At 60.2% G+C, this 23,047-nt stretch carries 21 protein-coding genes and 1 riboswitch; of the genes, 7 read left to right on the forward strand and 14 right to left on the reverse strand.

What is annotated here, in order from left to right; translation table 11 throughout:
- Window positions 1-2 precede the first annotated feature (2 nt).
- Window positions 3-1,577, reverse strand: coding sequence for a nickel ABC transporter substrate-binding protein (gene nikA, locus BFC21_RS03665; RefSeq protein WP_120265701.1), 1,575 nt, complete (start codon window positions 1,575-1,577; stop codon window positions 3-5).
- Between the two features lie 90 nt (window positions 1,578-1,667).
- On the opposite strand from nikA, the gene nikR reads away from it, so the two are divergent.
- Window positions 1,668-2,075 (forward strand): nickel-responsive transcriptional regulator NikR, encoded by a 408-nt coding sequence (gene nikR, locus BFC21_RS03670; RefSeq protein ID WP_088379465.1) that lies wholly within the window; start codon window positions 1,668-1,670, stop codon window positions 2,073-2,075.
- Window positions 2,076-2,130: 55 nt separating this feature from the next.
- On the opposite strand, the gene BFC21_RS03675 is transcribed toward nikR, so the two are convergent.
- Window positions 2,131-3,351, reverse strand: a complete 1,221-nt coding sequence (locus tag BFC21_RS03675) for an MFS transporter (protein ID WP_088377246.1) — start codon at window positions 3,349-3,351, stop codon at window positions 2,131-2,133.
- A 247-nt stretch (window positions 3,352-3,598) separates the two neighbouring features.
- Here BFC21_RS03675 and BFC21_RS03680 point away from each other — a divergent pair, with 247 nt between their 5' ends.
- Window positions 3,599-4,783, forward strand: a complete 1,185-nt coding sequence (locus BFC21_RS03680) for a sugar transporter (RefSeq protein ID WP_095005572.1) — start codon at window positions 3,599-3,601, stop codon at window positions 4,781-4,783.
- Window positions 4,784-4,824: 41 nt separating this feature from the next.
- On the opposite strand, the gene mntP is transcribed toward BFC21_RS03680, so the two are convergent.
- The gene (gene mntP / locus BFC21_RS03685) at window positions 4,825-5,394 is read right to left on the reverse strand and encodes a manganese efflux pump MntP (RefSeq protein WP_088377248.1); all 570 of its coding nucleotides are present in this window, start codon (window positions 5,392-5,394) and stop codon (window positions 4,825-4,827) included.
- A gap of 6 nt (window positions 5,395-5,400) precedes the next feature.
- A riboswitch (yybP-ykoY riboswitch) is annotated at window positions 5,401-5,571 on the reverse strand.
- Window positions 5,572-6,889: 1,318 nt separating this feature from the next.
- Window positions 6,890-7,327, reverse strand: a complete 438-nt coding sequence (locus BFC21_RS03715; protein WP_088377249.1) for a hypothetical protein — start codon at window positions 7,325-7,327, stop codon at window positions 6,890-6,892.
- Between the two features lie 265 nt (window positions 7,328-7,592).
- Between BFC21_RS03715 and BFC21_RS03720 the strand changes: the two genes are divergently transcribed.
- From BFC21_RS03720 to BFC21_RS03735, 4 genes are read left to right on the forward strand one after another with little or no spacing between them, the layout of a single operon-like run.
- Window positions 7,593-8,489 carry a TauD/TfdA family dioxygenase gene (locus tag BFC21_RS03720; RefSeq protein ID WP_088377250.1) on the forward strand — a complete coding sequence of 299 codons (897 nt, stop codon included), beginning with the start codon at window positions 7,593-7,595 and terminating at the stop codon, window positions 8,487-8,489.
- Window positions 8,490-8,514: 25 nt separating this feature from the next.
- On the forward strand, window positions 8,515-9,534 hold the full coding sequence (locus tag BFC21_RS03725) for an ABC transporter substrate-binding protein (RefSeq protein ID WP_016780706.1): 1,020 nt from the start codon (window positions 8,515-8,517) through the stop codon (window positions 9,532-9,534).
- A gap of 5 nt (window positions 9,535-9,539) precedes the next feature.
- Window positions 9,540-10,400 (forward strand): ABC transporter ATP-binding protein, encoded by an 861-nt coding sequence (locus BFC21_RS03730; RefSeq protein ID WP_120265704.1) that lies wholly within the window; start codon window positions 9,540-9,542, stop codon window positions 10,398-10,400.
- Window positions 10,401-10,418: 18 nt separating this feature from the next.
- A complete protein-coding gene (locus BFC21_RS03735) occupies window positions 10,419-11,285 on the forward strand; it encodes an ABC transporter permease (protein WP_086796764.1) in 867 nt (288 codons plus the stop codon).
- 283 nt (window positions 11,286-11,568) lie between these two features.
- Here BFC21_RS03735 and BFC21_RS03740 read toward each other — a convergent pair whose 3' ends face one another.
- The 9 genes from BFC21_RS03740 to BFC21_RS03780 all read right to left on the reverse strand — a co-directional run bounded on the left by BFC21_RS03740 (window position 11,569) and on the right by BFC21_RS03780 (window position 21,047).
- Window positions 11,569-12,189 carry a TetR/AcrR family transcriptional regulator gene (locus BFC21_RS03740; RefSeq protein WP_088377252.1) on the reverse strand — a complete coding sequence of 207 codons (621 nt, stop codon included), beginning with the start codon at window positions 12,187-12,189 and terminating at the stop codon, window positions 11,569-11,571.
- A gap of 50 nt (window positions 12,190-12,239) precedes the next feature.
- Complete coding sequence (locus tag BFC21_RS03745; RefSeq protein ID WP_088377253.1) at window positions 12,240-13,328, reverse strand: endonuclease/exonuclease/phosphatase family protein; 1,089 nt, start codon at window positions 13,326-13,328, stop codon at window positions 12,240-12,242.
- Window positions 13,329-13,405: 77 nt separating this feature from the next.
- A complete protein-coding gene (locus tag BFC21_RS03750; protein WP_088377254.1) occupies window positions 13,406-14,665 on the reverse strand; it encodes a NupC/NupG family nucleoside CNT transporter in 1,260 nt (419 codons plus the stop codon).
- 41 nt (window positions 14,666-14,706) lie between these two features.
- Window positions 14,707-15,123 carry a cytidine deaminase gene (gene cdd / locus BFC21_RS03755; protein WP_088377255.1) on the reverse strand — a complete coding sequence of 139 codons (417 nt, stop codon included), beginning with the start codon at window positions 15,121-15,123 and terminating at the stop codon, window positions 14,707-14,709.
- Window positions 15,120-16,853 carry a bifunctional UDP-sugar hydrolase/5'-nucleotidase gene (locus tag BFC21_RS03760; RefSeq protein WP_120265705.1) on the reverse strand — a complete coding sequence of 578 codons (1,734 nt, stop codon included), beginning with the start codon at window positions 16,851-16,853 and terminating at the stop codon, window positions 15,120-15,122. The genes cdd and BFC21_RS03760 overlap by 4 nt, the downstream gene beginning before the upstream one ends.
- A gap of 19 nt (window positions 16,854-16,872) precedes the next feature.
- Entirely contained in the window at window positions 16,873-17,520 is a 648-nt protein-coding gene (locus BFC21_RS03765; RefSeq protein ID WP_088377257.1) for a MotA/TolQ/ExbB proton channel family protein, read from the reverse strand.
- Between the two features lie 65 nt (window positions 17,521-17,585).
- On the reverse strand, window positions 17,586-19,826 hold the full coding sequence (locus BFC21_RS03770) for a TonB-dependent receptor (protein WP_120265706.1): 2,241 nt from the start codon (window positions 19,824-19,826) through the stop codon (window positions 17,586-17,588).
- Window positions 19,827-19,871: 45 nt separating this feature from the next.
- Window positions 19,872-20,636 (reverse strand): energy transducer TonB, encoded by a 765-nt coding sequence (locus BFC21_RS03775; protein WP_120265707.1) that lies wholly within the window; start codon window positions 20,634-20,636, stop codon window positions 19,872-19,874.
- Window positions 20,637-20,639: 3 nt separating this feature from the next.
- A complete protein-coding gene (locus BFC21_RS03780; RefSeq protein ID WP_016780717.1) occupies window positions 20,640-21,047 on the reverse strand; it encodes a biopolymer transporter ExbD in 408 nt (135 codons plus the stop codon).
- Window positions 21,048-21,525: 478 nt separating this feature from the next.
- On the opposite strand from BFC21_RS03780, the gene BFC21_RS03785 reads away from it, so the two are divergent.
- On the forward strand, window positions 21,526-22,512 hold the full coding sequence (locus tag BFC21_RS03785) for a hypothetical protein (protein ID WP_088377260.1): 987 nt from the start codon (window positions 21,526-21,528) through the stop codon (window positions 22,510-22,512).
- A gap of 13 nt (window positions 22,513-22,525) precedes the next feature.
- Here BFC21_RS03785 and BFC21_RS03790 read toward each other — a convergent pair whose 3' ends face one another.
- Window positions 22,526-22,963 (reverse strand): YqaA family protein, encoded by a 438-nt coding sequence (locus BFC21_RS03790; RefSeq protein WP_088377261.1) that lies wholly within the window; start codon window positions 22,961-22,963, stop codon window positions 22,526-22,528.
- Between the last annotated feature and the right edge of the window lie 84 nt (window positions 22,964-23,047).

A 23,047-nucleotide genomic window follows, 5' to 3' on the forward strand; every position in this document is an offset into this window, starting at 1 on the left:
GTTTATGGCTTCCCGGTGGTTGGGTGCATGACTTCAAACGGCACGTCAAACAGCGTGCTGCCGAACTGCACGTTGTCGACGCTCTTGCCGTTGACGCTGATGGCCGTGAGGTGGGAAATCGGCAGGTACACCGCCTGATCGTGCAGGGTAGTGAGAATGTCGCGGTAATCGTCGGCCCGTTTGCCCTCATCGGTTTCGCCCAGTACCTCGGCGATTTTCCGGTCGATGGCGTCCTTCATCGGCAGGCCGCGCTGGGCCATGTAGTCGGCGTGGCCGGCGTAACGCATGGAGCTGACAAACGAGTGCGGGTCATACGGCGCGCCCCAGGTGTCGGCGAAGATCATGCCGAACTTGCCCTCGCGCTGGCGTTGCACCAGGGCACCGTCCTCTTCGGCGCGTAACTTGACCTCGATACCGACCTTGGCCAGTTCGCCCTGAATGATTTCGGCGAGGTTTTTTTGCAGGGCACTGGGGCCCAGGAACACCAGTTCGGTGCTTAGCGGCTGGCCGTCTTTTTCGCGAATGCGTTTGCCTGCAGGGACTTTCCAGCCCGCCGCTTCGAGGGTTTTTTTCGCCTGTTCAGGGTCATAGGGCAGGGCCTTGAGGCCCAGATCGGCATACGGCATGTTGCTGGCGAACAGCGCATCGGCGCGCGGCTCCTGGCCGTGCAGCACCCTGGCGATGATGGTGTCCTTGTCCACGGCCTGGTTGATCGCCTGGCGCACGGCCAGTTCATTGGTCGGTGCCAGAGCGGTGTTCATCGCCACCGTACGGGTGGCCAGCGGTGCGGAAATGGCAGTCTTGAAGCCCGAATCGCGCAGGCGCACAAAGGTGCCGGGGGAGATTTCGCCGTCGGCACCCTGGATCAGGTCAATCTCGCCGGTTTGCAGGGCAATGGCGCGGCTGTCCGGGTCGGAGATGACTTTCACCAGTACCGAACCGTAGCCCGGTTTGGCGCCCCAGTAGTGCGCGTTGCGCTCGAAACGGTCGAACTCGCCACGGCGGGTTTGCGTCAGTACCCAGGGGCCGGTACCCACCGGTACGCCGGGCTTGGCGTCGGGCGCGGCAAAGCGCAGCGGACGCACCTGCGCCAGTTCCATCAGGGTCGGGTAATAAGGGTGTTTGAGGGTGAGCACCAGGGTGTGTTCGTCCGGTGCCTCGACGCTTTGCAGGGTGGCCACCAGTTCCATCCACTGGTGACGCTTGCTGTTGGCCAGCACCGCGTCAAGGTTGGCCTTGGCGGCGCTGGCGTTGAAGGGGCTGCCATCACTGAAGGTCACACCGTCGCGCAGGGTAAAGGTGTAGGTCTTGCCGTCGGGCGACACTTGCCATTGCGTGGCGAGCCAGGGTTCCAGGGTGCCTTGGGCGGTGTAGCGCACCAGGGGTTCATAGACCATCGCCTGGGCATACATCTGGTTGGGCGAGTAGCCACGAGGGTCGAGCGGGCCGGCGTTGGTCGGCCAGGAGTAGGTAAGTGTGGGGGCCGGCTCGGCGGCCCGGGCCGTGGAAATACCTGTGCTCAGGCAGGCGCCAATCATCCACAAGGCCAGCTGTTTTTTAGTCCGTGACTGCTTCACACTGCGTCTCCCTCAATTGATGGCGGTTAGCCTCATCAGATGTCGGGTATGAAGTCTATGTCAAAAGTTCATAACTGCGAGGCCAATCAGATGCAACGGGTCACTATTTCGCTGGACGATGCCTTGTTGGCAGCGATTGATGAGCGGGTAGGCAGCCACGGCTACCAGGGGCGTTCGGAGGCCATACGAGATTTATTGCGCGCCGGGCTGCTGGAGCCGGAGCAGGGCAACCCCACCAGTGCTTGTGTTGCGACCCTGAGTTATGTGTATGAGCATGGCACCCGGGAGCTGTCCAAGCGCCTTAACACGGCGTTTCATGAGCACCATGACCTGACCCTGTCGACGTTGCATGTGCATCTGGACGAGGGCAAGTGCATGGAAGTCTCGGTGCTCAAGGGGTCGGTGGGGGAGGTCACGCAACTCACGCGTCAGGTGATGGCCGAACGCGGAGTGCGACATGGCAGTGCGCAGATTATCCCGTTGGGGGATATTGAGTGAGCCCAGGCCTCTGCGCAGGCGGCGGGCTCGTGTTGAAGGCGTGACGGTATTGCCGTTAAACAGCGCCCGAACCTGACGACACCGGACACGCCCCGGCCAAACCCCGGCTGCGCCGCCACACCAGCCGCCCCAGGGTGATCGCCCAGTTGCCCAGGGCGATCAGCAGTATGATCCACAGCGATGCAGTCATCCCGTAGCTGACAATCACCCGCCCGGCCAGCCACGGAAAACCGAATACCCCGACAAAATACCCCATGCTGAACAGCACCAGTGCCTGTGGTGTGTAGCCAGTGGGCGCTTCGTTGGCGGCCAGCCCGTTGATCACCGAATAGGTCAGGCCATAGCCGACCCCAAGCACCACCGCAGCCAGCAGATAGGTGAGAGCGCTGCTGACGAAAAACATCAGCATCAGCACCGACACCACGATCAGGGCCGTCAGCAGGCACGACATCAGATACGGATCGCGTTTGACGATAAACCCTGCGACCAGCAAGCGGCAGGAGATGGCTGCACTCATAAAACCCAGGAAAAATAAGGAATAATCCAGCTGGTTAAGTGCGGCATACGAGGTCTGGAAGCTCGACAGCCCCCCGAAGATTGCGCCGCCCAGCCCGACCATCACAATGGCAAAGACCGCTTTGGAGCGCAGTACCAGCGCGGCGGCCCGGGGCGTGATCTTGCACACCGTGACCGGCCCCTGACCCTTGATCTTCGGGCCAAGCAACAAGAACAGCAGGCCACCCAGCAAGCTGGCGCCGGCCGCCACCGCAAATGCCGCCGCCAGCGGATAACCCAACCCCTGTGCTACACGACCGAGCAAAGGGCCTGTGCCGATCCCGGTCATCATGCTGCCCGACAGCAAGGCGAAGTACTTGACCCGTTGCATGGGCTCCACCAGCAGGGCCACGACAATTGGCCCCAGGGTGTAAAACACCCCCCAGCCCAACCCCAGCAGCAAACCGAAGGCCAGCACCGCCGCGCCATAGCCTGGCACGCAGGCGAACCCCAGGCAGGCCGCAGCCAGCAGCAGCGCACCGGCGGCGATGGTGCGGGGCGCACCAAAACGGTCAGTCAGGTGCCCGGCAAAAACCACCGCAACAAAGGTACTGAGCATGGCCGCCGAGATGATCGTACCCGCATCCGATTCAGTGCCGCCGTGAGCGCTGAGCTGCATGGCCAATAAAAACGTGATGCCGTAGGCCAGTGACAACAGGTAGCTGGCAAGGCAGAACAGGCCGAAAACGACCTTGGCCTGAGCGGGTTGGGGGGATGACATGGGGTCTTCCTTGAGGTTCGATTATTGTTTTGCGTCGAACCTTAATAACAGACAACCCGGCAGACTCAGGATGCAAACCTTTGAATCCTGAGGTGGGCCTGTTCTAAACAAACCCGTACAGAAAATTGCCTGATGTTCACCACCGGCCCCGCGAGAAGGCTATAAACTACAGACCCATGTGGTTCTGGCTCGAAACCCCCGGTCATGAACCTGTCAGATTACCGATAGCGAGTAGCGCCCCCCTTAAATGACCAACCCCACTTCTACCTCCCAGACCAACTGGCAGCCGGTTATCGCGCTGGCACTGGCCGCGTTTGTGTTCAATACCACCGAGTTCGTGCCAGTGGGGCTGCTCAGCGCCATCGGTGCCAGCTTTGACATGACCACGGCCAAGGTCGGGTTGATGCTCACCATTTATGCGTGGGTGGTGTCGCTGGCTTCCCTGCCGATCATGCTGGTGACGCGCAACGTCGAACGGCGCAAGTTGCTGCTGGTGTTGTTCGGGCTGTTTATCGCCAGCCATGTGTTATCGAGCCTGGCGAACAGCTTTGGCGTCCTGTTGGTTAGCCGCATTGGGGTAGCGTTGTCCCACGCCCTGTTCTGGTCGATTACCGCCTCGCTGGCAGTGCGGCTGGCGCCGGAGGGCAAGCAGGTTCAGGCGCTGGGCCTGCTGGCCACCGGTACTTCGCTGGCGATGGTGATGGGGGTGCCCCTGGGGCGTTTGCTCGGGGAGGCGATGGGCTGGCGTACTACCTTCCTGGTGATTGCCGGTTTGGCGGTGCTGCTGGTGCTATGGCTGGTGCGCACCTTGCCGTTGTTGCCGAGCCAGAATTCGGGCTCGCTCAGAAGCCTGCCGGTGCTGTTCAAACGCCCCGCGCTGGTGGCGGTGTATGTGCTGACTGCGCTGGTCATTACTGCGCAATTCACTGCTTACAGCTATATAGAACCCTTTGTGCAAAACGTGGCGGGCATGAGCGGCAGCACGGTGACCGTGGTCCTGCTGTTGTTCGGCGGTGCAGGGATTATCGGTTCGTTGTGCTTCAGCTGGTTTCACAAGTACGGCCCGCTGGCTTTCCTGCTGACGGCGGTAGGCCTGCTTGCACTGTGCCTGTTGCTGTTGCTGCCGGCCAGTAGCTGGATTGGCACCCTGGGGGCGCTGAGCATTGTCTGGGGGATTGCGATCATGGCATTCGGGCTGGCGATGCAATCCCGGGTGCTGACGCTGGCCCCTGATGCGACCGATGTAGCAATGGCGATGTTTTCCGGTATTTACAATATCGGCATCGGTGGTGGAGCGCTGCTGGGCAGCACGGTGGGCAGCCACCTGGGCTTTGCATGGATCGGTCTGGTGGGGGGCACGCTGGCAGGGCTGGCCCTGGCGTGGTTTGCCTGGACCATGCAGCGGCTCAACCGCAGCGGTTCGCCGGATTGAATAAAACGGGGGGCTGGCGCAGGGCCAGACCCCCGGCCGTATCATGCAGCGTTCAGGTGCTCATACAGGATCGTGGCCCCCACGATCATCAGCACCACCCCTCCGACAATCTCGGCGCGCTTGCCGACCAGGCTACCCAGCGCGCGACCCAGCATGGTGCCGATGACCACCATGGTCATGGTCGCCAGGCCGATGGCGGCTGCGGCGACGAAGATATTGACGTCGACAAAGGCCAGACCGACGCCTACCGCCAGTGCGTCGATGCTGGTCGCCACGGCGGTGACCACGAGAATCCAGAACGAGTGTTGCGAGGGTTTGTCCTCGGGTTCGTCTCCATCAGGTTTTACCCCGTTGTAGATCATGTACAGGCCCAGGCCCAGCAGCAGGGTGAAGGCGATCCAGTGGTCCCATTGGGTAACGTAACTGCTGGCTGCCTGGCCGATGGCCCAGCCGATCACGGGGGTGATGGCTTCGATCACACCGAAGATCAGGCCGGTGCGCAGGGCTTCGCTGAAACGGGGTTTGTGCAGGCTTGAGCCTTTGCCGATGGCGGCGGCAAAAGCGTCGGTGGACATGGCGAATGCCAGGAGAATCAGGGCAATTGGGTTCAATTCAGTCATCCAGCCGGGCTTGAGACAACGACATAGCACTGCGCGCCCGACTTCAGCACAGGTATGACGTTGGTCTCGCAAATCCAGATGGATGCTGTGGCCACGGCAGGTTGCCGAGAATGTTGACCAGAGCGCCGCCACTTGCATGACGGCCAGCTACTCCCCAAAGAGGGGCTGAGGATAACAGCAAAATGTGCAGGAAGGGTGAAAGGGTAAATTTTGTGTTGGGTTGTTCGTTTGTAAGGTTGCGCAAAAACGCTAGCCGCTGAAGCCCACCATGAGGCCCCAAAGGGTGAGCGCACCCCATCGCTGGTGGGAGCTGGCTTGCCTGCGACGCAGACAACACGGTCTGGCAGGTACACCGCAGCGATACCATCGCGGGCAAGCCCGCTCCCACAATGATCCTGCAAGCCGTGAATTCTGCTGGCCTTGCATAACCTGTGGGAGCTGGCTTGCCTGCGATGCAGGCGGCGCGGTCTGTCAGGTACACCGCAGCGATATCATCGCGAGCAAGCCCGCTCCCACAATGATCCTGCAAGCCGTGAATTCTGCTGGCCATGCATAACCTGTGGGAGCTGGCTTGCCTGCGATGCAGACAACACGGTCTGGCAGGTACACCGCAGCGCTGCTATCGCGGGCAAGCCCGCTCCCACAAGGGATTCTGGCAAGCCGCGAATTCTGCTGGCCATGCATCACCTGTGGGAGCTGGCTTGCCTGCGATGCAGACAACACGGTCTGGCAGGTACACCGCAGCGATACCATCGCGGGCAAGCCCGCTCCCACAAGGGATTCTGGCAAGCCTCGAATTCTGCTGGCCTTGCATAACCTGTGGGAGCTGGCTTGCCTGCGATGCAGGCGACGCGGTCTGGCAGGTACACCGCAGCGATATCATCGCGAGCAAGCCCGCTCCCACAATGATCCTGCAAGCCGTGAATTCTGCTGGCCATGCATAACCTGTGGGAGCTGGTTTGCCTGCGATGCAGACAACACGGTCTGGCAGGTACACCGCAGCGATACCATCGCGGGCAAGCCCGCTCCCACAATGATCCTGCAAGCCGTGAACTCTGCAGGCCTTGCATAACCTGTGGGAGCTGGCTTGCCTGCGATGCAAGCGACGCGGTCTGTCAGGTATTGCGCGGCGATGCCATCGCGGGCAAGCCCGCTCCCACAGTGATCCTGCAAGCCGTGAATTCTGCTGGCCATGCAAAACCTGTGGGAGCTGGCTTGCCTGCGATGCTGGCGACGCGGTCTGGCCAGAACACCACAGCGATACCATCGCGAGCAAGCCCGCTCCCACAATGATCCTGCAAGCCGTGAATTCTGCTGGCCATGCATAATCTGTGGGAGCTGGCTTGCCTGCGATGCAGACAACACGGTCTGGCAGGTACACCGCAGCGATACCATCGCGGGCAAGCCCGCAACCACAAGAGTTTGGCGTTGCTTTGTAGCCACTCGATTGTAATACCGGATCTCTTCCGGGATTACCTGTCACCCTTCATGCCGACGTGCTGACCATAGATCCCGAGCTGCCGCTGCCCTGGGCCGTCAATGCTTGCAGCAAGGCGGCCGTCGCCGCCTGCAACGCTGCTGCCGTCGCCGTCACTTGGGCCTGTGCTCCGGCTACGGCTGCAGCCTTGCTGGCCTCGTTCTGGTCACTGGCCTGAATACTCTGCAGCGCCTGCATCTGCTGCTGCAGCTGCTTTTGCAACTGCGCGATCTGCTTTTTAATCTGCTTGACCGTGTCCGAGCTGTCGTCATCCGTGTCAGCCGGCGGCGCTGCATTGGCGTCTCGCGCTGCCCGCGGCTTGACCTGTTCGGTGGCCGTCGCGCCAGCATCACTTACGGCAGTACTGTCCGTCGTCTTGCTGGCCGTGGCGGCGGGCGTGCTCTGAATGTTCAGGCTCGATGCCAGGGGATTGATGCTGCCAACCATGTCGATGCGTCCTTTAGACTCGTTGTCTTACAGGCCATCGGCAGGTTGCGCTGGCTCTTTAATGGCGCGGCGGAAAAAAGCCGGGCAAGCGCTCATATGCTTATGCAATAAAAGTATTTAAATTTAATTTCTTATATCTATAAAGTCATACCCCTGCGTACAGGTCGACCAATCGACGCGCCGCACGAAATGAACCAGCACGGAGCCTCCGTGAGTTTCTGATCGATCAGCGCGCCATTGGGCGTGCCCTGCGTGGGAGTGATTTATGTCTGCACCGTCTGCCTCTGCGATTGCCCTGAGCATCGCCCCTCAAGCCTTCGACATCCGCCCGTTCAACGGCGCCGTGGGAGCCGAGATCATCGGTCTGGATCTGGCGCTGCCGGTCAGTGACCAGGACTTTGCGCGTATCCATCGCGCTCATCTGGAACATCATGTGGTGGTCTTTCGCGACCAGCACATTACCCCGCAGCAGCAGATCGACTTCAGCCGCCGCTTCGGCATCTTGCAGATCCATGTGCTCAAGCAGTTTCTACTGACGGGTCACCCGGAAATTCTTATCGTCTCCAACATCATTGAGAACGGTCAGTCCATCGGCCTGGGCGATGCGGGTAAATTCTGGCACTCGGACCTGTCTTATAAAGAACTGCCAAGCCTGGGCTCGATGCTGCATGCCCAGGAACTGCCCGCCGAGGGCGGCGATACCCTGTTTGCCGATATGCACAAAGCGTGGGATGGCTTGCCGCACACCTTGCGCAAGGCGGTTGAAGGGCGCTCGGCCGCGCATTCGTATACGGCCCGTTACAGCGAAACAAAATTCGAAGGCAACTGGCGCCCGACCCTGACCCCGGAGCAACTGGCGCAGGTCAACGAGGTGGTACACCCGGTGGTGCGTACCCACCCGGAAAACGGCCGCAAGGCGCTGTTTGTCAGTGAGGGCTTTACCACTCGCATCATCGGCCTGCCCGAAGACGAGAGCCGCCAGTTACTGGCCGAGCTTTACGCCCACAGCGTGCTGGAGCAGAACATCTATCGCCATCAGTGGCAGCCCCATGACCTGGTGTTCTGGGACAACCGCTCGCTGATTCATCTGGCCGCCGGATGCCCAGCCCATCTGCGCCGCAAGCTCTATCGCACCACCATCCAGGGCAACGCGCCTTACTGATTGACTCATTTCAAGGAGCATTGCCATGCCCGCATCGTTCAAAACCGTGGCCGCAAGTCTGGGCCTGAGTATCAGCCTGCTTGCCGGCAGCCTTGTGGCGCCGAATGTCGCCCGGGCCGAAGGTGAAATCCGGATTGCCGAGCAGTTCGGCATTGTTTACCTGTTGCTCAACGTGGTGCGCGATCAGAACCTGATTGAAAAACACGGCAAGGAGGAGGGCATCGATATCAAGGTCGACTGGACCCAGTTGTCCGGCGGTGCTGCAGTCAATGATGCCTTGTTGTCCGGTTCCATCGATATTGCCGGCGCCGGGGTTGGCCCCCTGCTGACCATCTGGGACCGCACCCACGGCAAGCAGAACGTCAAGGCCGTGGCCTCGCTCGGCAACTTTCCGTACTACCTGCTGAGCAATAACCCGCAGGTCAAGACCATCGCCGACTTCACCGAAAAAGACCGTATCGCGGTACCGGCCGTGGGCGTTTCAGTGCAGTCGCGCTTTCTGCAATACGCGGCTGCCAAACAGTGGGGCGACAAGGACTTCAACCGCCTGGACAAATACACCATCGCCGTCCCGCATCCGGATGCCACCGCTGCCCTGATCGCCGGTGGCACGGAGCTGAGCGGGCATTTTTCCAACCCGCCGTTCCAGGATCAGGCGCTGAAAAACCCCAACGTGCATGTGGTGCTCAACACCTACGACTTGCTCGGCCCCAACTCGCCAACGGTGCTGTTTGCCACCGAGAAATTCCGCAACGACAACCCGAAAACCTACAAGGCTTTTGTCGAGGCCCTGGCTGAAGCCGCCGAGTTTGCCCAGAACGACAAGGGCGCCGCCGCGGACACTTATATCCGCGTGACCAAGGCCAATATCGACCGCGCCGAGCTGCTGAAAATCATCGACAACCCGCAGTACGAGTTCAGTGTGACGCCGAAAAACACCTACCCGCTGGCCGAATTCTTGTACCGCGTGGGGGCAATCAAAAACAAACCTGATTCCTGGAAGGATTACTTCTTCCAGGACGCAAAACCGCTGCAGGGGAGCTGATAATCATGAATGCCTGCGTGCAAGGCCACACGGCCAGCCACTTGAGCGCAACAGGGCCAGCCCTGTTGTCGGTCGACCAGGTCAGTCTTGAGTACCGCACGCCCCAGCGTGTGGTGCGGGCGACTCATCAGGTCAGTTTTGAAATCGATCCGGCCGACCGCTTTATCCTGCTGGGTCCTTCGGGGTGCGGCAAGTCGACTTTACTCAAGGCCGTGGCCGGTTTTCATGCTCCCTGCGAAGGGCAGATCCGTCTGCAAGGCCAGTCTGTGACGGCGCCGGGGCCGGACCGCATGGTGGTGTTCCAGGAGTTCGACCAGCTGCCGCCCTGGAAAACCGTCAAGCAAAACGTGATGTTCCCGCTACTGGCGTCGAAAACCCTGCCACGGCGCGAGGCCGAGGAACGGGCCCTGCATTATCTGGACAAGGTCGGCCTGGCCGCGTTTGCCGATGCTTACCCGCACACCTTGTCCGGTGGCATGAAGGCCCGCGTGGCCATTGCCCGGGCCCTGGCCATGCAGCCGAAAATCCTGTTGATGGACGAACCCTTTGCCGCCCTCGATGCCCTGACCCGGCGCAAGATGCAGGAAGAACTGCTGCTGCTCTGGGAGGAGGTGCGCTTTACCTTGCTGTTTGTCACTCACTCCATCGAAGAGGCGCTGGTGGTCGGCAACCGTATCCTGCTGCTGTCGCCGCATCCGGGGCGCGTGCGGGCCGAGATCAACAGCCATCAATACAACCTGCACAGCCTTGGCGGTGCGCAATTTCAGCACACGGCGCAGCGCATTCATCGCTTGCTGTTCGATGAGCCTGACGCCGGCAGCGGCGAACAACCGTTGAACTTCGCCGATATCCGTATCGCTTATTGAGCCGTGGAGGATTGCCCGATGAGCCAATCATCATCTGTACGCCAGGAATATGAAGTGGTCCTGGAGCCTTTGCTGAGCGTGCCGCTTGAGCGTGAACTGCCCTTGGGCCAGCGCCTGTGGCAGCAGGGCTGGTTGCGCAAGAGCCTGATCCTGATCGTGCTGGCAGTGCTGTGGGAGCTGGTGGCCCGCTACCAGAACAACGACTTGCTGCTGCCAACGTTTCTGCAAACCGCCAGTGCGCTGTATGACGGCCTGATCAGCGGTGAATTGCTGAGCAAGGTGGGGATTTCCCTGGTGGTGCTGCTCAAGGGCTACCTGATCGGCATCGTGCTGGCATTTGCCCTGACGACGCTGGCGGTTTCCACCCAGCTGGGCCGTGATCTGCTGAGTACCTTGACCTCGATGTTCAACCCGCTGCCGGCCATTGCCCTGTTGCCGCTGGCACTGTTGTGGTTCGGCCTGGGGCAGAACAGCCTGATCTTCGTGCTGGTGCATTCGGTGCTCTGGGCCCTGGCGCTGAACACCTATGCGGGATTTCTCGGGGTATCGGAAACCCTGCGTATGGCCGGGCGCAATTACGGGTTGAAGGGGATTCGCTTTGTGCTGTTTATCCTTGTTCCGGCGGCGCTGCCCTCGATACTGGCGGGCCTGAAAATCGGCTGGGCCTTTGCCTGGCGCACGCTGATCGCAGCCGAACTGGTATTTGGTGCCACCAGCGGCAAGGGTGGCCTGGGCTGGTACATTTTCCAGAACCGCAACGAGCTGTACACCGACAAGGTATTTGCCGGTCTGGCGGTGGTGATCCTGATCGGCCTGCTGGTGGAGAACCTGGTGTTCGATACCCTGGAGCGGGTCACGGTCAAGCGTTGGGGCATGCAGCGCTGACCACCAAAACCGGACCTTTGTAGTTTGTAGTCGCTGACGAGCCGTGCGAGGCTGCGAGCGGCTGCGGCTGCGGCTACCGAATTCACACCCGGATTACGCTTGCACCTGTAGCAGTTGACGAGTAGTACGAGGCTGCGTCCGGCTGCGCAGCAGTCGTAAAACCAGACGCATGCGGTGTGCCAGTTGGGCCCGACACCCGGGCTTCACGGCCGCTACGCAGCCGGACGCAGCCTCGCTCCGCGAGTCAGCTGCTACAAAGAACCTTTGACCGCCAGCAGAGTGTTTACAGGCTCAGCCCCACACCGCGCAGTATCACGGCGGTAATGGTCTGTGTCGCCTGATGAAACTGCTGGTCGGACAGCGGCTGATGGCCGTTGAGGGCGCAGACCTGATAGTCAAAGTCGGCATAGTGCTGGGTCGAAGCCCAGATCATGTACAGCAGCGCCGAGGGCTCGACCGGGTTGATACGCTTGTCGTCCACCCACTGGCGTATTTTCAGCTCCATGAGTTTGGCGCCCTTGGCCATGTGCTCGTCGAGCATGTCCTGGAACAGCGGCGCACCGCGCATGATTTCGTTGGCCCACAGTTTGGAACCGTGGGGGCGGGTGCGTGAATGGTTCATCTTTTCCATGATGTAGCTGGTGAGTACCACCCGCGGGTCGTCGAAATTCTCGAAACACGCGCCTTCCAGTTCCCAGGTGTCCAGCAGGTTGACCAATACTTCGCGGTACAGCTCGTCCTTGGTGGAAAAGTAATAATGCAGGTTGGAGCGCGGCAACTGCGCCTGCTGGGCGATATCGGCCATCTTGGTTCCGGCATAGCCCTGCTCGGCGAACACCTTCTCGGCCGCCAGCAGGATTTTCTCTATGTTCTTGCGGCGGATCTTTACTTTGGGGTTGGTCATCGGGTTCCAGACTTAAGGCGATGAGGTGCGAGGCAGACAGTGAGCATAGATCAATTGCCGCTGCGAAATATCTCGGCATACAACGGCCAGTGGTCTGAAACGCCTTCGCTGTGACGACCGCCATCAAAGCGCGCCGGCGAGCCCCAGCGGTTGACCTGGTACGGGCTCTGATGGACCAGGCGAATGCTCTGCGGGTCGACCTGCCAGCCGTTGAAACCGCTGGCGCGGGTCATTTGCGGCGGGAACAGAAGCATGTCAAAAAACGACCACTCGCGTTTGCTGTGGTAGTAGTAACTGCCCTTGCAACCCTGGCAGCCGATGAACTGGGAGACCGCCCAGGTGCTGGCCAGGTCTTTGGCGATATAGCCGTGCTGTTGTTCTTCGCCGGCATTGATATTGAAATCGCCGCCGACTATGGGCAGTACATCGGCGGGCAGCTCGCGCTTGAGTTGGGCCAGGTAGGCCACGGCCTGCTGGCGCAGGTAGCCCGGGGCGCCGCCGGAGGGCAGGTGCAGGGAAAAAATCGCCGCCTTCTGACCGTCGGGCAACAGCAGGCGTACTTCGAGAATGCCCCGGGTTTTGCTGACCCGCGCCGGGTCGTCATTGCCCAGCGCCTGGTAAGGCACAGTGTGCAGGCGGGCACTGTCCCATTGCGCCAGGCGGCTGAGCACGGCGGTGTCGATACCGCGTTCGTCCTGGCCCTCGATCAGTACGCGGGTCTGGTAGCCGGACTGTTCAAGGCGCGCGTTGAGCTGTTCGATCACCGCGATGTTCTCGACTTCATTGAGCATCAGGATGTCCGGGCCGCGGCCCTGGTCGATCTGTTTGATCACTGCGCTCAGGCGCTTGAGCTTTTCATCGAGCAAGGCCTGGGTCCAGTCGTTTTCTTCACATTCCTTGCGCCACGCCCGGACTTGGATTTTTGCGCAGCTGGCCAGGTACTCCGGGTGGGCGCGTTTCACGCTCAGGGGCAGGTAGGCAAAGTCTTCCTTGCCGGCATCGTGCTCGGTGTCGAAGAGGTTTTCGACGTTCCAGGTCATCAGCGAGACGCGTGCGGCCTGAGGTTCGGTGTGGTGGGTGCAGGCGCTCAAAAACAGGGCGCCAAGGGCGATCAACAGCGGGTTACGCAAAATAATCATAGGTGCTTATCCGGGATACCGTTTTTTTGATGGTGGGAGCCAGCCTGTGCTGTGAGTGGCTCAAGACGGGATTGGGTTCACAGGGAAATAAACACCCCTGCCAACGCAGCACTCATCAGGTTGGACAGGGTGCCGGCGATCACGGCGCGCAGGCCCAGGCGGGCGATATCCTGACGCCGGGAGGGCGCCATGACGCCCAGGCTGCCGAGCAGGATGCCGATCGACGACAGGTTGGCAAAACCGCACAGGGCAAAAGTGACGATCACCTGGGTGGGCCCCGACAGCACCTGGATGCCTTTGGCGGCGGCTTGTACCGGGTCAAGATAGGCCGCGAAATCGACGTAGGCGACGAACTCGTTGAGCACCAGTTTTTCGCCGATAAAACTGCCTGCCACCATCGCTTCACTCCACGGCACACCGAGGACAAAAGCCAGCGGCGCGAACACATGCCCCAGGATCAGTTGCAGGCTCAGGTGGGCAAAGCCGAACCAGTTGCCCACCCAGCCCAGGATGCCGTTAAGCAGGGCAATCAGGGCAATAAAGGCCAGCAGCATTGCGCCCACATTGAGGGCCAGTTGCAGGCCGTTACTGACCCCCAGTGCGGCGGCGTCGATGACATTGGCCGGTTTGTCGTCGGGGTAGATTTCGATATCGCTGAAGCTGTCGCGCGGTACAGCGGTTTGCGGCTCCATCAGCTTGGCCATCAGCAAGCCGCCGGGGGCGGCCATAAAGCTGGCGGCAATCAGGTATTTAAGCTCCACGCCGAGGCTGGCGTAGCCGATCAGCACCGAACCTGCGACCGAAGCCATGCCGCCGACCATCACCGCGAACAGTTCCGAGCGGGTCATGCCCTCCAGAAACGGGCGCACCACAATGGGCGCTTCAGACTGGCTGACAAATATGTTCGCCGTGGCGGACATCGACTCGGTACGGCTGGTGCCCAGTACCCGCTGCAACCCGCCGCCGATCACGCGGATCACCACACCCATGACGCCCAGGTAGTAAAGGATGGCGATAAAGCTGCTGAAGAACACAATCAACGGCAGCACCTTGATCGCAAATACAAAACCCTGGCTGCCAAACACTTCGCTCATCTGGCTGCCTGCCAATGGCCCGAACACAAAACTGATGCCTTCGTTGCCATAATCTTGCAGCAGGGCTACTGAATCGCTGATAGCCGTCAGGGTTGCCTGGCCCCACGGCACATAGAGGGCGAAGGCCCCCAGGCCTGCCTGCAATGCGAATGCCCCGGCTACGGTCTGCAACTTGATCGCCCGGCGGTTACTGGACAACAGCACCGCCAGTGCAATCAAAACCACCACTCCAATAAAGCTCATTGAGCATATTCCCGTCTGTTGCGCATCAAGGTCGCAGCGGTTCAGAAACCGAAGGCACCGGGCAGCAATTGCTCGACCGTCCAGTCGCGGGCGGCCGTCGCATCGTGGCCGACGCAATACACCGGGCAGCCAGCGCTCATCAGTTCATGCATGACCTGGCGGCAGGCGCCGCACGGGGCGATCAGCGCCACTTTGGGGGCATACACCAGCATCGCCTTGAAGCTGGCAGGGGCATGGCCCTGGGCGATGGCGCTGAACAGGGCGCTGCGTTCGGCGCAGTTGGTCAGGCCATAGGAGGCGTTTTCGACATTGCAGCCACGGATGATGTGCTCATCAAGGGTCAGCAATGCCGCACCCACCGGGAAGTCCGAATGCGGGCACCAGGCCGCGCGTGCGGCGGCGATCGCTTCGGGCAACAGGCGTTCGAACTGCGCCTGTGCTTCAGGGCTGCGGTTCATGGGCCGTTGCTCGCGGTGGTGTCAGCCAGGGCCTGGCCAACTTTTTCAATCCGTTGTTGCGCCGCGTCTGTTCCGGCAGGCTGGCCGGTATGGTCGCGGGCTTGCAGGTAATCGACCAGTGCCTGCAGATCGTTGAGGCCGGTATCTACCCGCTGGCTGGCCTGGTTGAGGACGGTGAAGTTGTCGCCACCACCGGCCATAAACGAGTTGACCGTGACCCGGTAGCGCTGCTCGGGCAACACCGGTTTGCCATTGACTTTCAGGCTGTCGGCCAGAATTCGCTGGCCCTGGGGCTTGCTGGCATCCCAGCGATAGGTGAGGGAGGCCGATGGTTGCAAGGGGTAAAAGCCAAAACCGTTGTTCTGCCATTGCTGTTCCAGCAGTTGCTTGAGCTGGGTGCCGCTGAGGGTAAGGATGTTCAGGGTGTTGTTGAACGGTTGCACGGAGGCTACCTGGCCATAGGTCAGGTGTTGCTGGCCGGGTTCGAGTATCAGGTCGGTGCGGATCCCGCCCAGGTTGGTCAATGCCACGTCTGCGCCCAGGGCACGGGTGGCGTGCAGTTGCGCGTCGGCAATCAGGTCACCCATCGCCGACTCGCCGGCGTCGTTGAGGGTGCGGGTGATTTCACGGTTGGCAATGCGCGCGACCGGTTTGTTCAGGTGTGCGTTGCTGCGCGCTTCGATATCGGCCTGCAATGCGGCAATTTCCGCCAGCGGCGGGTAGCGGGCGGGGTCGACCACGATGTTGTGTGCCTTGGCATCGAGCAGTTGGTGGTTGACCGGGTCCACGGTGAGGGTGATATGGGTCAGCAGGCGGCCGAACGAGCTGCCCTGGGTGATCAGCTTGTCGCCCAGGCGGCACAGGTAGCCCTGGTGGGTGTGGGCGGTGACCACTACTTTGATTTGCGGGTCCAGACGCCTGGCCACGTCGACGATATCGCCCTTGAGCTGGCTGCAATCCTGCTGGTCGAAGCGTTCGGCGGTTTCACCGCCCTGATGGATCACCGCGACCACGGCATCCACCCCTTGTTTGCGCAGTTCGGGCAGTTGCGCGTTGATCGCCTCGGCCTCGTCAATGGTGTACAGGCCGTCCATGCTCTGCTGGCTGACATAGGCCGGGAGGTCGCGCAACACCGCGCCGACAAAGGCGATTTTGGCGCCGTTGGCCTGCTCGATACGGTAGGCGGGCAGCAGTGGCTTGCCGGTTTGCGCGTCGATCAGGTTGGCCGCCATATAGGGGAAGCGCGTGCCGCTGTAGTTGTTGTCAAACTGGCAGGCCTTGTCCGGGCGCGGCGACACGCAGCCGCCATTGATCTGGCGTTGCAACTCCAGTTTGCCCAGATCCAGCTCATGGTTGCCGACCACACTGAACTTGAGCCCCAGTTCGCCGAGGGCTTCGAGCGTCGGCTCATCGGCCCACATCGAAGACATCGGCGGGCTGCCGCCGATCATGTCGCCCGCGCCAATCAACAGCAGTTGCGGGTCGCTGTTGCGCAGTTCGCCAACCACCCCGCTGAGGGCGTTGATACCCCCGGCCTTGAGTGACACCTTGCCTGTCGGCGCCGTGGCATCGGCATAGGTGAACGGGGTGGCGGCCAGATTGCCGTGAAAGTCGTTGATCGCGGCAATATTCACATCGACGGGTTTGGCCGGCTGCTGGCAGGCACCCAGCACCAGCGCCAGCGGGATGACCAGGCTGGCACTGTGCAGGCGCGAAAGTACATTGGACATGGGGGCTCCTCGATGTGGGTCAGGCGGTACGCGGCTGACCGACGTGTACGGCGTCGGACGCAGCCGTGGCGACGTATTGCGTACCCAGGCCGGCGCGCAGCAACAGCATCTTGAGGTTGTCGTTGATCAGTTCGAGGCGATCCTGCAGGTGGCTGTTGAAGACCATGCCCACCAGTGCGATGGCGATACCCAGTGCGGTGGCATACAGCGCCGTGCCGATGCCGCGGGACACTTCACCCGGGTCGGAAACACCGGCCTCGGCCAGGGCCTTGAAGGTGTCGATAATGCCCATGATGGTGCCGAGCAAACCCAGCAATGGCGCGCCGGCCACCACCGCTTCGAGAATCCACAGGCTGTGCGACAGACGCCCGCGCATCGAGATATAGATGGCCTGGGCAAGGTCTTCCAGCTCCTGATGCGAGTGCAGGTGACGGCGCCCGTCGTAGATCTGCGAGACCAGCTGCAGGGGCAGGCTGTCACGTTCAGTCAGGGCCTTTGGCAGGTCATCGACACTGCGCACCCGGGTGTTGATTGCCGGGAGCAGCTGGCGTGCCTTGCGCAGCGAGTAACTGAAAAAGATGCAGCGTTCCACGACCACAAACGCGGCCAGAGCGGCGGCGCCGTACATGACGTAGAAGGTGATGTCGTGGAGCAGATTCATGTTCATTCGGGGTGTCCTCTAAATACGTTCATGGCCCGGGCCTGCCGTGCTGGCAGGCCCGGGTGCGGGGGTCAGAAGCTGGCTTCGAAAGAGACCATCGCAGTGCGTTCTTCACCAACGTTGTAGTACGGCGTGGCGGCGCTGACGCCGTTGACCGGTGCGGCGTTGAGCACCACGGTACGCGCCGATGACAGGTATTCCTTGTCGAACACGTTGAGCATCGAGACGCGAATGGCCGCCGACTTGAGGATCTTCTTGTCCACGGGGAGGCGCACACCGGCGTTGATATCGAAGGTGGTGCGCCCGGAGATTTCCTGGTCGTTGGTCAGGTCGCCGTAGTAGCTGCCCACATACTTGGCGGCCACGTTGCCGTAGTAGCGCTTGTTGTCGTAACCCAGGCTGGCGTTGAGCATGTTTTTCGGCACGTTGGCCAGTTGCTTGCCGGAGGTGGGCAGTTCCTTGTTGCGCGTGGTCACGTCGTCCTGCTGCTCGGCGCTGGTGTAGGTATAGGAGGTGTAGTAGTTGAAGTTGTAAGGCAGCAGGCCGCTCCACTCCAGCTCCAGGCCCTTGTTGACCACGCTGCCGACGTTAAGCATTTCGTAGTCACCGTCGGCATTGGTGGTCGACAGCTGGCGATCCTTGTACGAGATATGGAACAGGGTGGCGCTCAGCAGCATGTCGTCCTGGCTGAAACGCCAGCCCAGCTCCTGGTTCCAGCTCAGCTCTGGTGCCAGGCTGATGGAGTCGCCGGCGTTGTAGAGCACATAGTTGGGCGGCGTGCGCATATTGCGCGTGACGTTATAGAACGCCTGGTTCTGCTCGTTGATCTGGTAGCGCGCGCTGAAGTTGGGCAAAAACTCGTGGTACCTGGCATCACGCTTTTCGGGAGTGCTGTACAGGCTGCCGAGGTTGTTGCCGTCGCGTTCGACGTACTGGTAGGCAATGCCGCCGGTGAGGGTCAGGTCAGGGGTGACCGTCCACATGTCCTGCACCCAGACTTTCTGTGCCGGGGTGACGGTGTACTGATGGCGGCCCTGGACGGTGGCGCCATTGTTGTCCTTAAGCTGGTTACCACTGTTGTAGTCGCCCCAGATATCGTCCGGGGTGCCATTCTCGGTGATGCTGATAAACGGTTGGGTCTGGCGCTGGCGTGCGCGTTCGTACCAGTAGCCGACATCGATGCTGTGAGCTTCGTTGAAGTCCCACTTGAGTTTGGTGTTCACGCCAGGGCGCCAGCTTTCCGTCCACGATGGCCGGTAGTAGGTGTCATAGGCCAGACCCTTGAGGTCGTAGTTGCCGGCCTTGTCGCTGGTAGAGGACAGCCCGGTCGCCGATTGGCCGCTGAAACTGCCGCCATTGGACCAGAAGTAGTAGGGCGCGATGGTCAGCGCCAGATCGTCACGCAGCTGAAAGCGCTGGGTCAGGGACGCCGAGGCGTTTTCAAACGGGTTGCGGTTGATCTTGTAGTACTGGGTCAACTTGCCGCTGCTGTTGTAGATCGGGATTTCGGCATAGTCGAGGCCGCGGCCAGACTTCTGGAACTGTGCCTTGCTCAGGGTGTTGTAGTTGTAGTTTTCCTGGGTGCTGTATTTAAAGATGGCATTGGTCGAGTTGCCATTGCCATCTTCGAACAAGGTATTCCATTCAACCCGGTCGGCACGCACGGTGCCTTTGCCGCGCCATTTTTCGCCTTCGGTATGGGAGGCCGAAACAAAGGTTTTAAAACCATTCAGGTCGCCGGTGTTAATTCGCGCAAATGATTTGTTCAAACTGTTGGAGCCGACCGACTGTTTGACAAAGACGCCGAAGTCTTTGGTCGGGCGCAGGGTCACCAGGCCGATATTGCCGCCGCTGGAACCGATATGCGGGCCGTCGATTTCCGAAGAGCCCTGGGTGACAAACACTTCACCGAGGTTTTCCGGGTCGCCGAGCAGGTTGGCATACACCGCATAGTCGCCGGAATCGTTGATCGGGATACCGTCCGAGGACACACCGACCTGATCGGAGTTCATCCCGCGCATGGTGAAGCTGGTGCCGCTCACGCCCGAGGCGTCGGTGCTGGAAACGTTGATGCCGGGGGTGTACTTGAGTTTGTCGATGGCGTTGGCAGTGGGTGCCATTTCGTCCATCGCCTCTTTGGTTACAGTGGAGCGGCCCTTGGCACTTTCTTCCTGAACCATCAGGCCATTGCCCAGACTTTGCCCGGTAACTTTAACATTGCCTATATCAACGGTATCTTCCGCCAGCGTTGATAGCGTCCAGCCGCCAACCCCAACGGCCAGTAGCGTTGCGAATAAAGTGTTGAGTTTCAAAACAGTTTCCCCTAAGCGTAAGTGTCAGAGCTGAAATGCTTTTAGTTATGGTTCTATGTTGTATACAAGCGTGGCGCTGAAACGGTATTTGTCCTTGCCCGAGAAACTTTCCTCGGGGAAGGGCACTACTTTGTCGAGGCGTTGCAAGCTGGTTTGTGCGGCGCGATTGAGCAGCATGTTGGTCGCCTTCTTTTCAATGCCCGAGTCGAGCACCTTGCCGCTGCGGTCAACCAGCAACCACACCACCACATTGCCTTGCGGGCGTTGCAGTGACGCTTCGCGACCTCGCGGGTATTGCTTGTATTTCTCCAGCTCCGCCAGCAGCCGGGCGATGTAGCGGCTCTCCAGGTCTGCCGGGTTGGCGCGTGGGGCCTGGGCTACCGGCTGAGCCGGCGCCACCGGGGCGGCCGGGGCCGGGGAGGGTGCTGGCGCTGGCGCGGGAGCGGGAGCTTGCACCACGGCTTGTGTTTTGGCCGGCGGCGCGGCCTTGGCCACTTGCGGTTTGGGCTTGGGTGGCGGTTTTGGTGCCGGTGGCTTGGGTTTGGGCGGTGGCGGCGGTTCGATCACCACCGCCTCGACCACTTCCTCGACGGGCGGCGGCAGCTCGACGGCCTCTGCGGGCTCGGGTTCAAGCGGCGGTGGCGGTGGCATCAACTCATCCAGGTCGATCAGGGCCACTTCGACGCTGCTGTCGTCGTACTTGGGCGTGATCTTCAGGTCTGTGTTCATTGCACTGTGCACCGCGACGGCCAGCAGGCAAATGGCCGGCAGGCAGGCGATGGCTTTGCGTGATTTGAAAAAAACCGACATGGCCTACAGCTTCCGGGTCGCGATGGAAACGGAAGAAAAACCGCTGCCCTTGAGCACATCCATCACGCTCACCAGGCGTGCCACTTCAACCCCGGCATCGCTGTTGAGGATGATCACCATCTTCTCGTCAGGTTTTTCCATGGCCTTAAGTTGTGCCACCAGATCGTTCTGGTTGAGGTCCTGGCCATCCAGTTGCAGGCGGTCTTGCAGGCCCAGGGTGATCACCGCCTTGTTTTGCGGCTTGAGCTGCTGGGCGTGGGCGGCGCCGGGCAACTGAGTCTTGATGCCGAGTGCCGGGATCACGTTGAGACTGATCAACACAAAAAACACCAGCAAGAACATCATGACGTCGATCATCGGAATGATCTCGATATGCAGGCGTTTTTTCTTAGGTTCTTCCCAGCTTCGCATCACATGCACTCCAGTCCACAGAGGGGGTCAAAAAAGCTGACCATCCGTTCAGATTTCTCACTTGTGGTTTGCCAGAGCGTAAAGCGTGCAAAACCTGTCTCAAGTGACAGGTTGCAAAGGTAGAGGGGTGCTGTTTCATTTTGATTTCAGATTTTATGTATTTTTTTGTTTTTTTTAATATCGAAACTAAACTCATATTTGCGGGTAAAAGCGGCGTATTTCGGAAATTTTGCAGTCATTTACTTGAATGGTGATGGCGGCGAAGGGTTGCCTTGATGAATTTTTAATAAGTTGACAGAGCTGTCAATTTACAGATTTGGCATCAGGAATCATTCGCCATAGCGCTGTTTTTCAACGGTTTTACCTGTGCAGATAGCAAAGTGCTACTAAGCTGTTGTTGTTATGCAAAGGCATTGGCATGATGATGCTCATCTGAAGTGCCGGCTATTGAGATCAAGGGTTTAGCGGAGCGAACACCATGCAGTTATTCAAAAAGTTGTTGAATATTTTGGGGCAGGCTGACTGCACGCATGACCGCGCAGGCAAGCCATTGCTGACAGCGCCCGAGTTCGAAAGCCTCAAGCGTGATCTCAACATCATTGAGCAAGCCCGGCGTCACGGGGAGCAGGGTTATCCGCCTGTGGAAGCCACCCGGTTGACGGCTGTCGAAGAAAAGATCCGCGTCACGCTTGAATCGGAACGTGACAAAGCCCTGGCCTGGGCCGAGTCATGGATCGCCTTGATCGAAAAGCGCCTCGAAACACTGGATATCACCCGTATGGTGAGCAACTGCGTGCATGTTGATCAGGACTTCGAACGTGCTGCCAACAGCCTGATGAGTGATTACGCCGTCCGCTTGCAGCGCCTGGAATACAGTGCACGGGAGCGTGAGGCCGAACTGTGTGCGTTCAAGGCACAAAACCACGGCGGTTTTGGCAAGCAGCAAAAGCGTCGCAATGAAGCCTTGAGTGTTTATCAGGATGAAATTGCCGATGTACGCAACGAGTTGCTGGCGCTCAAGGGCGAGTACCTTGAGAAGCTTGAAGCGGATGTATTGGCGTGCAATGAGCAACTGGTCAGTTACCAGTCGGCACTGGACGAAAAACGCAATGTAAAACCGCGTCTGGCCAGTGGGTTGAACAAGGCCGAGATGATTCTGGCCGGTCTTGTGCAGTGTTACCGCGCCGAGAACCAGCTGTATCGCAATGGCCGGCGGGTACCTGCTTATTTCAGTGAAAGCATTGCCCTGCAGGCGATCCGGTTACCTGACAGCGATACCGCCGAGGATGAAATTCGCCTGGTTTCGCAACAGTTGGCGCTGACAGGCCTGATCGAGCAGCTTGAGCAGATTCGCGGACGCATTCAGGCGTGTTTCTATCAGAAATACAGCCAGTTGATGCCGCTGTCCTGGTTGCCAGAGTACCCGCCGGTGATGGAAAACCGCATCGCCGCAGAACCGGTTTGATCCCCGCCGTGGCCTAGGACCAGCCCAGGGTGGCCGCGGTCAGCAGCAGATAGCGGGCGCCCTTGGCCAGGGTCACGATCAGTACGAAACGCCACAGCGGTTCGCGCATGACCCCGGCGATCATGGTCAGCGGGTCGCCGATAATCGGCACCCAGCTCAGCAGCAGTGACCAGCGCCCATAACGCAGATAGAACTGCCGGGCCTTGTCGAGTTTTTGCTCGCTGACCGGAAACCAGCGTTTGTGCCGAAAGCGTTCGACTGAGCGGCCCAAAAGCCAATTCAATACCGACCCCAGCACATTGCCCAGGGTGGCGACTGCCAGCAGGGTCAGGGCGACGTATTTGCCGGACAGCAGCATACCCACCAGCACGGCTTCCGATTGCATGGGTAGCAGTGATGCAGCGCCGAATGCGGCCAGGAACAGGCCCAGATAGCTGGTTAATTCAAACACGCAAAATTCCAGGGTAGAAGGACCTCGCCCGCACCTTGTGGGAGCGGGCTTGCCCGAGATGGTAGCACCTCGGTTTGCCTGCCA

It is taken from the genome of Pseudomonas sp. TMW 2.1634 (assembly GCF_001703595.1).
Lineage (GTDB): Bacteria > Pseudomonadota > Gammaproteobacteria > Pseudomonadales > Pseudomonadaceae > Aquipseudomonas > Aquipseudomonas fragi.

Coding starts and splice junctions, on each gene's coding strand:
- BFC21_RS03745 (WP_088377253.1), bottom strand. CDS start 13,328: ATGATTATTTTGCGTAACCCGCTGTTGATCGCCCTTGGCGCCCTGTTT.
- BFC21_RS03730 (WP_120265704.1), top strand. CDS start 9,540: ATGAATGCCTGCGTGCAAGGCCACACGGCCAGCCACTTGAGCGCAACA.
- BFC21_RS03675 (WP_088377246.1), bottom strand. CDS start 3,351: ATGTCATCCCCCCAACCCGCTCAGGCCAAGGTCGTTTTCGGCCTGTTC.
- BFC21_RS03725 (WP_016780706.1), top strand. CDS start 8,515: ATGCCCGCATCGTTCAAAACCGTGGCCGCAAGTCTGGGCCTGAGTATC.
- BFC21_RS03765 (WP_088377257.1), bottom strand. CDS start 17,520: ATGAACATGAATCTGCTCCACGACATCACCTTCTACGTCATGTACGGC.
- cdd (WP_088377255.1), bottom strand. CDS start 15,123: ATGAACCGCAGCCCTGAAGCACAGGCGCAGTTCGAACGCCTGTTGCCC.
- BFC21_RS03715 (WP_088377249.1), bottom strand. CDS start 7,327: ATGGTTGGCAGCATCAATCCCCTGGCATCGAGCCTGAACATTCAGAGC.
- BFC21_RS03785 (WP_088377260.1), top strand. CDS start 21,526: ATGCAGTTATTCAAAAAGTTGTTGAATATTTTGGGGCAGGCTGACTGC.
- BFC21_RS03680 (WP_095005572.1), top strand. CDS start 3,599: ATGACCAACCCCACTTCTACCTCCCAGACCAACTGGCAGCCGGTTATC.
- BFC21_RS03740 (WP_088377252.1), bottom strand. CDS start 12,189: ATGACCAACCCCAAAGTAAAGATCCGCCGCAAGAACATAGAGAAAATC.
- BFC21_RS03775 (WP_120265707.1), bottom strand. CDS start 20,636: ATGTCGGTTTTTTTCAAATCACGCAAAGCCATCGCCTGCCTGCCGGCC.
- BFC21_RS03720 (WP_088377250.1), top strand. CDS start 7,593: ATGTCTGCACCGTCTGCCTCTGCGATTGCCCTGAGCATCGCCCCTCAA.
- nikR (WP_088379465.1), top strand. CDS start 1,668: ATGCAACGGGTCACTATTTCGCTGGACGATGCCTTGTTGGCAGCGATT.
- BFC21_RS03760 (WP_120265705.1), bottom strand. CDS start 16,853: ATGTCCAATGTACTTTCGCGCCTGCACAGTGCCAGCCTGGTCATCCCG.
- BFC21_RS03750 (WP_088377254.1), bottom strand. CDS start 14,665: ATGAGCTTTATTGGAGTGGTGGTTTTGATTGCACTGGCGGTGCTGTTG.
- BFC21_RS03780 (WP_016780717.1), bottom strand. CDS start 21,047: ATGCGAAGCTGGGAAGAACCTAAGAAAAAACGCCTGCATATCGAGATC.
- BFC21_RS03735 (WP_086796764.1), top strand. CDS start 10,419: ATGAGCCAATCATCATCTGTACGCCAGGAATATGAAGTGGTCCTGGAG.